The 12795-nt window shown below is 37.2% G+C and carries 9 protein-coding genes and 2 pseudogenes; 10 read left to right on the top strand and 1 reads right to left on the bottom strand.

Going from position 1 to position 12795, the window contains the following annotated elements; genetic code table 11:
- The 5 genes and pseudogenes from ACJROX_RS15070 to ACJROX_RS15090 all read left to right on the top strand — a co-directional run bounded on the left by ACJROX_RS15070 (position 1) and on the right by ACJROX_RS15090 (position 5441).
- Positions 1–1059 carry an RNA-guided endonuclease TnpB family protein gene (locus ACJROX_RS15070; RefSeq protein WP_408006920.1) on the top strand — a complete coding sequence of 353 codons (1059 nt, stop codon included), beginning with the start codon at positions 1–3 and terminating at the stop codon, positions 1057–1059.
- 390 nt (positions 1060–1449) lie between these two features.
- A pseudogene (locus tag ACJROX_RS15075) lies at positions 1450–2190 on the top strand (RNA-guided endonuclease TnpB family protein).
- Between the two features lie 94 nt (positions 2191–2284).
- Positions 2285–3499 (top strand): MalY/PatB family protein, encoded by a 1215-nt coding sequence (locus ACJROX_RS15080; RefSeq protein ID WP_408011673.1) that lies wholly within the window; start codon positions 2285–2287, stop codon positions 3497–3499.
- A 747-nt stretch (positions 3500–4246) separates the two neighbouring features.
- Positions 4247–4429 (top strand): YfhD family protein, encoded by a 183-nt coding sequence (locus tag ACJROX_RS15085; protein ID WP_408011486.1) that lies wholly within the window; start codon positions 4247–4249, stop codon positions 4427–4429.
- 223 nt (positions 4430–4652) lie between these two features.
- Complete coding sequence (locus ACJROX_RS15090; RefSeq protein ID WP_408011487.1) at positions 4653–5441, top strand: recombinase family protein; 789 nt, start codon at positions 4653–4655, stop codon at positions 5439–5441.
- 604 nt (positions 5442–6045) lie between these two features.
- Here the strand turns inward: ACJROX_RS15090 and ACJROX_RS15095 are convergent.
- A complete protein-coding gene (locus ACJROX_RS15095) occupies positions 6046–6780 on the bottom strand; it encodes a sensor histidine kinase (protein WP_408011488.1) in 735 nt (244 codons plus the stop codon).
- 234 nt (positions 6781–7014) lie between these two features.
- Between ACJROX_RS15095 and copZ the strand changes: the two genes are divergently transcribed.
- From copZ to ACJROX_RS15120, 5 genes and pseudogenes are all read left to right on the top strand, one after another.
- Positions 7015–7236 carry a copper chaperone CopZ gene (copZ, locus tag ACJROX_RS15100; RefSeq protein ID WP_408011489.1) on the top strand — a complete coding sequence of 74 codons (222 nt, stop codon included), beginning with the start codon at positions 7015–7017 and terminating at the stop codon, positions 7234–7236.
- A gap of 94 nt (positions 7237–7330) precedes the next feature.
- Positions 7331–9748 carry a heavy metal translocating P-type ATPase gene (locus ACJROX_RS15105; RefSeq protein ID WP_408011490.1) on the top strand — a complete coding sequence of 806 codons (2418 nt, stop codon included), beginning with the start codon at positions 7331–7333 and terminating at the stop codon, positions 9746–9748.
- Positions 9749–9835: 87 nt separating this feature from the next.
- Positions 9836–10165: a (2Fe-2S) ferredoxin domain-containing protein gene (locus ACJROX_RS15110; protein ID WP_408011491.1), complete on the top strand. Its 330-nt coding sequence runs from the start codon at positions 9836–9838 to the stop codon at positions 10163–10165.
- A gap of 22 nt (positions 10166–10187) precedes the next feature.
- Positions 10188–10518, top strand: a pseudogene (locus ACJROX_RS15115) (four-helix bundle copper-binding protein).
- A 673-nt stretch (positions 10519–11191) separates the two neighbouring features.
- Positions 11192–12757 carry a multicopper oxidase family protein gene (locus ACJROX_RS15120; RefSeq protein WP_408011674.1) on the top strand — a complete coding sequence of 522 codons (1566 nt, stop codon included), beginning with the start codon at positions 11192–11194 and terminating at the stop codon, positions 12755–12757.
- Positions 12758–12795 lie beyond the last annotated feature (38 nt).

Consider the following 12795-nt stretch of genomic DNA (forward strand, 5'->3'; position numbering starts at 1 on the left):
ATGCCGACAATCACGCTACGCTTAGAGCTACATAAACCGACTCTTGCCAAACAACAGATGTATAAACGAATGGCAGAGACAAATACAGGATTTGCGAACTGGTTATTGCTTCATCCAGACATAAATCAGGCAACCAGTCGAATCTTTAAGGAGTTTTCAGCAGAGAAATTTCCATCCGCAGTCATTAATCAAACCATTAGAGAAGTAAAATTTCAAAAGAAAAATCAGAAAGCAAAGACCTTCCGTAAAATGTGGTGCTGCTTTAATAATCAAAACTTAAAAATAGAAAAGAAGAGTAAATTATACACCGTTTCTTTTCCTACACTTGCAAAACGTATAGGGGTTCCAGTAATAGCAAAACCATTTCAAATAAAGTGGCTTGATCAAATGATCAGTGGAAGCGTAAAGATAGGGACTGGAAAGCTTTATCAAAAGAAAAAGAAATGGTATCTTGCCATTTCAATCACTTGGAATGTGGAATCATCACAAGGTAAAAAAGTCATGGGGATTGACTTGGGACTTCGATATCTCGCAGTTGCCAGTATTGGAACAAAGTCTTTCTTCTTTAAAGGCTCAAAAGTCGCATATACTCGTAGACACTTCTCGGCAAGAAGAAGGAGACTAGGAAAAGCGAAAAAACTACAAGCCATTAAGAATTCCAAAGGCAAAGAGTCTCGTTGGATGAAAGACCAGAACCATAAAATCAGCCGTCAAATCGTTAACCTTGCACTCGCCAACGGTGTTGGAGTGATTCGCATGGAAGACTTGACGGATATTCGAAATACTACCAAATCAAAGAAAAACGACCAAGGTAGGAGCCTGCATTCATGGTCGTTCTACCAACTTAAAGAGTTCATCAAATACAAAGCTGAGATGATAGGGATCCGTTTTGAATTGGTGAATCCAGAATACACCAGTCAAACTTGCAAATGTGGTCATCAAGCGAAAGAAAATCGAAACGGTCTCCATTTTCAATGTAGAGAATGTGGCTACACCTGTCATGCTGACCTCAATGGAGCCATTAATATATCGAAAGCGATTTCGGGTTTAGTAGCCTAGCATACTGGTAATAGGTATGCCGCCCATGTGGGTACATTTTAACTGCATGGGACGGGGTAATGAGATACCCTCATCTTGGAGGCTGTTCAAAACAGAAATGGACTGCGAACGCTTAGTCATTCAAGAATCCCACCCCTCACACCGTAAGGTGTAGGGCTTGCGGCTTTAGCCGTGGGAGTCTCAACTGAATGAATGATATATCCAAGCTAACGTGTTGAAAACGAACCATCAAAATTTGGAGAAACTGAACGACCAACAACGAAAGCCTAATAGTAGATAGAATTGAAGGAACCGCTCACTTTTATTACAGAACGGTTCCTAGATAATTTTTATTGAATGGTTCTGTCAAAGCAATAATGTATTTTTTGAAATCCAGAACGATTCGTTTGGTTGAAAGAAGTCGATAGCACTGCAATTCATTCCTCCCTCAAAAACCTCGCTGAGGCATATGCTCGATTTTATGAAAAACAAAATCATGCACCTCGTTTCAAATCTAAAAAGAACAACGTGCAGTCCTTATACTACGAAACACACAAACGGGAATATTGCTGTTATTGACAACAAAATCAAGTTACCTAAACTTGACTTAGTCCAGTTTGCTAAAAGTCGTGAGGTTGAAGGTTGTATCCTTAATGTGACGGTTAGACGTTATCCTACCGGAAAATATTTTGTATCCATCCTTGTTGAAACAGAGGTTGATAAGTTACCTAAAACAGGTTCAGCTTTAGGGATTGATGTTGGACTCAAGGACTTTGCTATTTTGCCTGATGGAACAATCTATAAGAATCACAACTATTTTCCCAAACTTGAAAAGAAATTAGCCAAATCCATCAGTAAGGTTAATTGGTCGTTATTTCGTATGATGCTTGAGTACAAAGCGAAGTAGTGTGGTAAACAAGTTGGCATTGTCGAAAAAAATTTTCCCTCCAGTCAACTGTGTTCAAATAGCGGTTACAAAAATAAAGACGTTAAAAATCTCGGATTGCGTGAAGGAATTGCCCTTCCTACAGCGAACATCACGATAGAGACATGAACGCAAGTATCAATGTTCGTAATGAAGCATTACGATTAACCACAGGAACTCCGGGGATAGGCCTGATCAAGAACTGGCAGTTACACTGGTGTTCTTAGGAACCTCCCACTTTAAACAGACCGTGGCGAGAGTTCAATAGAAAATTCACCTGTTTAAATGAAATGGATCGAATATGAAAAAGGGGTAGACGCCATGAAATATAACTTTGATGAAATTGTAAATCGGAGAGGAACCTATTCACTAAAATGGGATGGGGGTGAAATTGTAAGGGAAGTGGGTCTTACTGAAAGATATGATGAAGAGACGTTACCTTTATTTACGGCAGATATGGATTTACCCGTACCACAGCCATTAATTGATGCATTACATAAAACAGTCGATCATAAAATATTCGGTTACTCAGTTTTACCTGAAGAGTATTACGAAGCCATCCAACATTGGTTTATAAAGAGACATAATTGGGAGATCAAGAAGGAGGAAATCGTATACAGTCCCGGAACTGTACACGCTTTAAATATTGCGGTTAGAGCATTTACAGAACCCGGTGACGGAATCATTATACAGCGCCCTGTTTATCCGCCATTTACTGCATCGATAGAAGGGAACGGAAGGCAAGTCAGGAATAATGCGCTTACATGTGATGATGGAGGCTATTATTCTATAGATTTTGAGGATTTTGAAGCTAAAGCAAAAGAAGAAAAGACGAAAATGTTCATTTTATGTAATCCTCATAATCCAACAGGAAGAATCTTTACTATGGAAGAGCTTAAAAAATTATCCGATATTTGTGCAAAAAACGATGTGATCATAATAGCAGATGAAATTCACGGAGATTTAATAAGACGTGATCAAACATTTATTCCAATGGCAAAAGCTACTGAAAATAATGATCATATTATCACCTATACAGCAATTAACAAAACATTTAACGTAGCAGGGCTCCATTGTACAAATGTCATCATACCTAATCCAGAGCTGAGAAAAACGTTCAGTGGGGTATTGGGAATGCAATTACCGTCTCCATTTACTATATCTGCACTTATTGCTGTTTACAATAAGGGAGAAGAATGGTTAGAACAATTGAAAGAGTATATAGATGGCACAATGGAATTTGTCAAAAATTTCTTAGCTGAAAGAATGCCTGAAGTGAAGGTAAGAATTCCAGAAGGAACTTATGTTATGTGGATGAATTTTAGCGCTTACGGTATATCTCCCGAGGAAGTTCATGATCGTATTTATAACAGAGCAAATGTCCTATTAGAAGATGGAAGTATGTTTGGCGAAGAGGGTTTAAACTATCAGAGAATTTGTATCCCTTCTCCTAGATCTATCATAAAGGAAGCATTTGAAAGAATCGCAAGAGAATTTGAAGACATCACTCATATGAATCCGCTTAAAAGGAGCTAATTGAATCAAATAACAGAATCTGCTAAATAGGTTATGGAATTGAGAAGAGATGCACACTGAGATTAGTTGCCAAAAAAAACGCACAATTAGGAGTTAGTCCCTACTTAAGGTTAACCAAATTTAAAACTGAAATTATGAACCACTTGATAAATAGAGTTTGTGAAGTCCTATTCGATTTTACACTCTATTTTTTCACGTGCTGGAAGCTCTTTTGGATCAAGTTACAAGGCATTTTGCAGATGATATACTTGATGAATCAATGATTGTAAGGCGCGTTTTTGTTTTGAAAGGCAAATGTGTCACATTCCGCGAATTCGGAAGTACCCAAAATGTTTTAAAAGTTGCCCCCTTCATAACCAGGAATTGCTGGCAAGAAAATCGATGGAATATGCCCCTCTAACGGCCGATTGATAGGGAAGTGCTTGTGGGAATGACCGTTACATAAGGCGAAAGTGGATGTTAAGATGTTTCATCTGCGATATTGGAATCAACAAGCATCGGTACAAACTTGGCAAGAAACATTCATCAATTTGATGACCTTAATAATCAATGATGAATTGAGACGATTTTCCATTTTAACCTGATGGATGTACAGGAGGCTGTCAGTGTTGCTGAATCCTCGGGAAGTAATAAGAGGGAAGTATACTTAACCAATTACGTAATTAGTGTCGAATGCAATATTGGATAGCTAATTGAATAAATTTGAAGAAATTGCCGTATTCTAAATCCATGAAAGGAGGTTCTTTCGTGGGAAGAATGGATCATGGGCAAAAGGGAAATAACCATAAAAAGAAAATTTCACAGGCTCCAAATCAAGTTGGTAGTTTGAGCAAAGAAGAAATCGAGCTTTCACAAGAGCTTGATGAAACGTACAAACTTGAACAAAAACCCGGATTTGAACCTACAGGTGTTAAACGGAAAAAAGAGTAGATTGAAAAACTCCCCAGCAGTTCAAAAATGAATGCTGGGGTTTTACATCGTTCATATTTTTACAAGGTCCTTTTTCGATAAATAACAGGCGGCCATGGAAATGTAACACCTCAACATCCTAAACAGAGGATAAAGGTATTCCTATCGCAGTTGTTATAGAAAGGAAAATCCAAAAGACAAAATTTAAAGAAAATCAATATTATTTAGGTTTGTTTACTAAATGATGATTAAAGGAGAGATTTATTTGCTCATTGGTTATGCACGAGTCAGTTCAACTGGTCAAAATTTAGATCGGCAAATTCAGGAGTTAAAAAACTATGGATGTGAACATATTGTTATCGAAAGATCCATTGAAAGACCTGAATTTGAAAAATTGATGCAACAAATTCGTTTTAAGGATGTCATAGTATGTCATGATCTTACACGTTTCGGACGTTCTCAAATACATATTCTTAAAGTTATCCAAGAATTACGATCTAAGAAAGCAGGACTTGTTACACTTAAAGAACGTATTGATACACGAGAAGATAATCCATACAGTGACATAGTTTTTTCTATTTTTTTTGCAACAGCTGAATTTGAACGTCTGATGATTAAGGAACGACAATGGGAAGGGATTGAAATCACTAAGAAAAAAGGGACATATTATCATACAAATGCAAAGGGTAAGAGAAAAGTACTCTATGATAAAGTTGTTGAAATGTTAAATCAGGAGGTAAGCGTAATGGATATACATAAGGCTACGGGTTTAGCTCGTAATACAATCTATAAAATTAAAAGGGAAATAAAAAGTGAAAGTATACCTCTTCATTCCAGTGGCGATGAAATGATGTTAGAGGAACTTGATCTTCCAACGAAAATCTTTTTTTCATTAAAGAGATACGGGATCAAAACTGTTAATGATCTGATTCATATCGGTATAGAAAACCTTCAAAAAATCCCTGGAATTGGTCAAAAATCAGTCAGAGAAATTGAATCAAAACTAAAAAACATTGATTTGAGAAATGAATAAAGAAAAACACTAAAGGCTAGAGAATAAAAGCAAACTTATGTGTCCAACTATAGCAAGGGGTCTTCCGAACATGATCTCCGCAAAATCCGCTATCTCCATTAACTCCATCTCGCATCGTTTTTGCAGTCTGTTGATTCCTGATAAAATTTCAACTGATTTTACAAACTTTTAGTTCACACTTGAAACTTCTCTGAAGCTTTCCATATACTCATATAATTTATAGGAAAATAGTTTAGATTCTTCGTATTTCTCTTTCCATTTATCTGTTAATACAACATAAGAGACCATGGGGTCAGAACTCTTTTTAAAGAGCTTAATGAGGCATATTAGTTTGAGACGAGTAATGTGAGGTTGAGACTATCACGGTTTAGTTAATGAGGTCCCAAGCTCTTTTTGCTTTGAATTTATGTGTGAATTCTTGTGGGATTCACCTTACCTTGCGATTTAGACTACGAATTCCGTTTTTGTAACTCAAAACAGAACCTGTTATATTACTATAACCTTTTCTATTTTCTGTTTGGTTATCATATTAGGGTCTAAAGTTCCGAACGTACCTCATTAATTCAGTATATTGCTGTTTTATGGAAAAATGGCACAGAGATAACTATTTTTCATAGTGTTCTGATTCTTTACGAGGTATCGGGAGTTTGAAAGTAAAGGTGGTGCCTCTTCCTACTTCACTTTCCACTAGAATATCGGATTGATGAAGATCTAAAATATACTTAACAATAGACAAACCAAGTCCAGCACCTGTTTTTTGGGTTCGTGCTTTATTCGCTTTATAAAATCGTTCCCACATAAATTCTATATCCTCTTGTCTAATCCCAGATCCATAATCTCGAATCGAAATGGCCGCATGTTCTTCTTTTTTCAAAATCACTTCGATGGAACTGCCATACGAGGAAAATTGTACTGCATTTTGAATCAAATTAACGATGACTTGATCAATTCGATCTGGATCGGCGAATACTTGGATGTCTTTTGCTTTTTCAGTAATCAATTCCACATTAACTTGTTTTTTCACAAATTCAGGTTCCATACGAGCCACGACTTGGCGAACCATCTCGGATAAATTAAAGATGACAGGCTGTATTTTCAACTGCCCGGCTTCCATTCGCGCCATATCAAGAAGATCATTTACGAGCTTGATCATTCGCTCGGTTTGTTCTTTAATAAGTGTAAAATAATGGCGCTTCTTTTCGTCCGGAATTGTTTCATCGAGAAACGCTCTGGAAAATCCATGAATTGAAGTTGACCCGATACGGGTGGCGAAAGAAGCAAGAAAGAGTCCTAAAAAGACGTAGCCATAATTGAAGCGTGATTCAAGAAAAGGGGACATTTATCGAATTAAAGCCCCCTACATACTATAAATTTGCAATATACATGATGAGGTGAAGGGGAGATATAAGTGCGAAAAGAGATATTGATACTTAGTTGGTTCTTATGTTTCTAAATGGCTTTTCGTATCTCATAAAAAAATTTTGAAAAAATGTCTTTTTGCCTATTGCATACTATAGGGGGGTATCGTATATTGTTAATAGCTTCAAATAAAATTTAATGGAGGTAATCAATCATGGAACACAAAACTTTGAAAGTTTCTGGAATGTCTTGTGGACATTGTGTAAAAACAATCGAAGGGAATATAGGGAAATTAAACGGAGTCACATCTGTTAAGGTGAATCTTAATGAGGGAACAGTAGATCTCTCTTTTGATTCCCAAACCATTCCTTTAAATGAGATAATGACTGAAATTGAAGAATCGGGCTATGAGGTTGAAACAACAAGTTGTCATTAAATCCAAAGGTAAATGAATCGTGCTGAAACTCCAGCACGATTCATTTTAAGAAAAAAATATACCCCTACACGGTATAGGGATCGGAGTGAAACAAATGGGAGTTATGAAAGAAACAAATCTAAAGATATCAGGGATGACATGCGCCGCATGTGCTATACGAATTGAGAAAGGATTAAAAAAGATCGATGGGGTTCAGGATGCAAATGTCAACTTTGCTCTTGAGAAATCCAGTATAAAGTATGATTCCGAAAAAGCGGATATTAAAAAATTCCAGGATAAAGTAGAAACATTGGGGTATAAGCTGGTTAGTGAAAAAGCAGAATTTGATGTTTCGGGGATGACATGTGCCGCATGTGCAAATCGAATCGAAAAACGCCTGAACAAAATAGAAGGTGTAACGGAGGCAACGGTCAATTTTGCGTTAGAAACAGCACGAATTGACTATAATCCTGATTCTGTAACTACTAAGGAAATGAAGGATGTAATCAAAAAACTTGGATATTCCTTAACATTAAAAGAAGATGAACGTTCGGAACAGACTGATCAAAGAGAAATGGAGATCCAAAAGCAAAAAGGGAAGTTCATATTCTCAGCAATACTATCGATCCCCTTGTTATGGGCGATGGTCAGTCACTTTGAATTCACCTCATTCATATGGTTGCCAGAAATGTTCATGAATCCTTGGGTACAAATGGCGCTGGCGACACCTGTTCAGTTTTTGGTCGGTGGACAATTTTATATAGGTGCATATAAGGCATTAAGAAATAAAAGCGCAAACATGGATGTGCTTGTTGCCCTTGGTACATCTGCAGCTTACTTTTACAGTATCTATTTAAGCATCGCTTCTATCGGTTCGGATTCACATATGGTGGAGCTCTATTTTGAAACCAGTGCCGTACTCATCACCCTTATCATTTTGGGTAAACTTTTTGAAGCAAAAGCCAAAGGAAGATCGTCTGAAGCGATAAAGAAATTGATGGGCTTACAGGCAAAGACAGCTACGGTTGTACGGGATGGGCAAGAAATCAACATTTCTATAGAAGATGTTATCACTGGGGACATCGTCTATATAAAACCTGGAGAAAAAGTCCCTGTGGATGGGGAAATCATCGAGGGAAGATCTGCTCTCGATGAATCTATGATCACTGGTGAAAGTATTCCGATTGATAAGACGATTGGTGATACAGTCATCGGATCTACCATAAATAAAAATGGGTTTATAAAAATCAAAGCGACAAAAGTAGGTAAAGATACCGCATTAGCTCAGATTATCAAGGTAGTGGAAGAAGCACAAGGATCAAAAGCGCCAATCCAGCGCTTAGCAGACAGCATTTCAGGGGTTTTTGTACCGATTGTCGTCGGTATCGCATTTGTAACTTTTCTCGTCTGGTATTTCATGGTCGCTCCAGGGGATTTTGCAGAAGCCCTTGAAAAATTAATTGCAATTTTAGTCATTGCTTGTCCTTGTGCCTTAGGGTTAGCAACACCAACATCAATCATGGCTGGATCAGGACGTGCTGCGGAATACGGTATTTTATTCAAAGGTGGGGAACATCTAGAAACCACCCATCGTTTGGATGCCATTATCCTTGATAAGACAGGTACTGTTACAAATGGTAAACCTATCCTTACAGATGTAATCTTAGCAGATAAAATGGATGAAACAGAATTTTTAAAGCTAGTGGGTGCCGCTGAAAGAAATTCCGAACATCCACTTGCAGAAGCGATTGTAGAAGGAATTAAGGAAAAAGGTATCGATTTGGGTAATTCTGAATCCTTTGAAGCGATCCCTGGTTTCGGTGTCCAATCGAGTATAGAAGGCAAAAACTTATTGATCGGCACTCGGAAGCTTATGGCAAAAGGAAATATCGATATCAATAATCAATTGTCCGAGATGGAAGCCCTCGAAAAAGAGGGGAAAACAGCAATGCTCGTTGCGATTGACAATGCATTCGCAGGAATTATAGCTGTAGCCGATACGGTTAAGGAAACTTCAAAAGATGCGATTACACGGCTGAAAGAAATGGGCTTGGACGTGGTGATGATTACAGGCGACAACACCCAGACCGCAAAAGCCATAGCCAAAAGTGTCGGTATAGATCATGTAATAGCCGAAGTGTTACCAGAAGGCAAGGCGGAAGAGGTCAAGAAACTCCAAAAAGCAGGGAAGAAGGTTGCGATGGTAGGGGATGGAATCAATGATGCTCCTGCACTTGCAACTGCTGATATCGGCATGGCGATCGGAACCGGTACAGATGTAGCCATGGAAGCAGCAGATATTACCCTGATCCGTGGAGACCTGAATAGCATAGCTGATGCTATTTATTTGAGTAAGATGACAATCAAAAACATTAAACAAAATTTATTCTGGGCGTTTGCATACAACAGTCTTGGGATTCCTATCGCTGCAATCGGATTTCTTGCACCATGGGTTGCAGGTGCCGCAATGGCATTCAGCTCTGTATCTGTTGTTCTGAATGCCCTTAGACTACAAAGGATTAAGCTTAAGTAGATTGCATTAACCATGAAATAAAAACAATTCTGATCTTTACGTGAATTGGTTGAAACAACCATTTTATTAATAAGGAGGTCCATAGGGTTGAACGGAGCTGAGAAACATATATTGCTTTGCAATGGTAAAAGCTGTACGAAAAACGGGGCTGAAGATGTTACGAATGCTATCCGTGAGGAAATTAAGGCATTAGGACTAACTAAAACCATTCATACTACCAAGACTTTGTGTAATGGTCAATGCAAACGTGGCCCAACCGTTATCACCTACCCCGACGGAGTATGGTATCAATATATGACATCTGAATCTGGGAAAGAGTTAGTTCAACGGCTACTAAAAGGAGAACATCTTGAAAGTCATATTTCCTTATCTCACAATGGAAGAAATTTTGAAATATTTAAGAATTTAAAAGAATGATAATCAATAGAAGGTCTGTATTATGTCCCATGAAAACTATCAATCTTTGATCGAAGTTTAAATGAATGTATCCTCGCATGTAACCATTGTTATGATGCATGTCTAAAAGAAGATAATGTAAAGATGATGGCTGAATGTATTCGCCTGGATAGGGAATGTGGGGAGATTTGTTCATTTCTCGAACAATCTCTGGCCAGAGACACTCCGTTTTATTCTGAACTTGATAATGTATGTGCACAAATATGGAAAGATGTGGGACGGAATGTAAGAAGCATGACCATAAGCATTGTCAAAAATGCGCGGAGGCTTGTTTCGACTGTGCAGAGGAATGTAAAAAGCTAGTCGCATTATGATTTTTTCATTATGTTTTATAAAGGCAATATTTTAGAGTTCAGTTATGACTGAGCTCTTTTTATTTTTAAAAAAAATAAAAAAAGGCGATTACATACTTTCTACATAATTTTTCTGTATAGTATCTTTTAGGATTTTATAGAAAGGGGATAAGTTTATTTTCAGAATAATTCCATTCACTTTTCTTTTGTTTATAATGACAGCTTATCCAGCACTTGGAAATGAGAACTCCGAGCAACATAATAATGATGAATTGGTATCAACAATTATTACATTCAGCCTTACTTTAATAATAACTTTCGGAGTACTTTATTTAACTTTAATGTATTTAACAAGAAAATAAAGAGTACAAAAATTTACTCAATTTATAGTAAAAAAGGAGCTTTAAAACAACATGATTTCAACTGGCAAATTAATTGATATTTAATTTACAAAACATTTTTATACCAGGTTATTGTTATTAAACCAACTCCATAATGGTTCAAGTTTGGTATTAATTATTATAGGTATGATTTTAATTACTTATCGAAGAGTTTCTAGGAAAACGAATAGAGATATCAAGAATAATAGAGTTGATAATTGATTTATTTCTATTTTAGCTACTCAAAATACATCATTTCTTCACACTTTCCTTGTAAACTTGTTCTAAAATAAATCCTTACTAAGAAGGTGATTATCTTGAAAATACTGAAAAATGGAATTCCAGTGTTTATATTTTTCATTCTAGCTGCGTGTTCAAATAGCCCATCAAGTGAACATGACAGTCATGAAATGAACAATATGGGACAAACAAGTGAGAAGACTGCGTCAACTACTAATGAAGTAAAAGTGATCAACGAGAATAAATTCACTATTTCTGCAAAAGAAGGATCCTTGGAAGTCAATGAGGCTAAAAGTTTGCCAGTTTGGACTTTTAATGGATCAGTTCCTGGTTCTGAAATACGTGTTAAAGAAGGGGAAAAACTGACCATCAATTTGAAAAATGAGTTACCCGAACCAGTTTCCATCCATTGGCATGGGTTACCTGTTCCAAACAAGATGGATGGTATCCCTGGTGTCACCATGAATGCTGTACAACCAGGGGACACATTCGAATATACTTTCACAGCTGATGTACCCGGAACGTATTGGTATCACTCACACCAAGACGGGGCAAGCCAGGTAGACAAAGGGTTGTACGGAGCATTTATTGTTGAACAAAAAGACGACAATGAAAAACCTGACCGTGATTATACACTTGTATTAGACGAGTGGATGAGCAATAGTGGAATGAGTGAGGATATGGAAGGTATGGACCATTCCGGTATGGACATGAATGGTACCAATTCTTCAGATGAGCATAGCCAATCGGAAAATGGAGTTGGGGGGCATGACATGAGCATGTATGACCTTTATACAGTAAATGGTAAAAGTGGAGAGTCAGTAAAACCATTGAAAGTGAAAAAAGGTGAAAAAGTTCGGATCCGACTGGTGAATGCAGGTTTTATATCCCACAATATCCACTTGCATGGTCATGAATTTAAAGTTGTGGCATCAGATGGGCAACCAATAGAAAATCCAGCTTCAATTAAAGACCAAACGATACCGATTGCCCCAGGTGAACGTTATGACATCGAATTTATAGCTAATAATCCTGGGAAATGGTTCCTTGAATCGCATGACAGTGATGAAGCAGCTAAAGGAATGAGAACATTTATTGAATACGAAGGAAATGATACAAAAGACGATCAATCAAACATGACAGAAAACCTACAAACATTGGATATCACGAAATATGGGGGGTCTGGAAAGGCTTTGTTTGATTTGAATCAACAATATGATATTGAATACACGATGGATCTAAATACAAAAGTAAGAGATTCTGAATCAGTATTCACAATCAATGACCGAACATGGCCGGATACTGAAAAAATCAATGTTCAAAAAGGAGATTTAGTAAAAGTCAAACTTAAAAATAACTCAAAAAAAGATGACCATCCCATGCACCTTCATGGACATTTCTTCCAAGTGTTGAGTAAAAACGAGAAAACGATTTCGGGTGCTCCTATTATGAAAGATACACTTAATTTGAAACCCGGAGAAGAATACATTGTTGCATTTAAGGCTAATAATCCAGGGAATTGGATGTTCCATTGTCACGACCTACACCATGCTACTGCTGGAATGGTGACGCAAATCAATTATAAAGGATTTAAACCTGATTTTACTCCAGACCCGGAAGCTGATAATAAGCCTGAATAATTTTATAGTATTTCTGTTATATAGTAAACGAGTCAAAA

The sequence above is a fragment of the Pseudalkalibacillus sp. A8 genome, from assembly GCF_045920555.1.
Classification (GTDB): Bacteria; Bacillota; Bacilli; order Bacillales; family Fictibacillaceae; genus Pseudalkalibacillus.

Excerpts from the sequence above, each read along its gene's own strand:
- ACJROX_RS15070 (WP_408006920.1), top strand. The coding sequence starts at position 1 with ATGCCGACAATCACGCTACGCTTAGAGCTACATAAACCGACTCTTGCC.
- ACJROX_RS15080 (WP_408011673.1), top strand. The coding sequence starts at position 2,285 with ATGAAATATAACTTTGATGAAATTGTAAATCGGAGAGGAACCTATTCA.
- ACJROX_RS15090 (WP_408011487.1), top strand. The coding sequence starts at position 4,653 with ATGATTAAAGGAGAGATTTATTTGCTCATTGGTTATGCACGAGTCAGT.
- ACJROX_RS15095 (WP_408011488.1), bottom strand. The coding sequence starts at position 6,780 with ATGTCCCCTTTTCTTGAATCACGCTTCAATTATGGCTACGTCTTTTTA.
- copZ (WP_408011489.1), top strand. The coding sequence starts at position 7,015 with ATGGAACACAAAACTTTGAAAGTTTCTGGAATGTCTTGTGGACATTGT.
- ACJROX_RS15105 (WP_408011490.1), top strand. The coding sequence starts at position 7,331 with ATGGGAGTTATGAAAGAAACAAATCTAAAGATATCAGGGATGACATGC.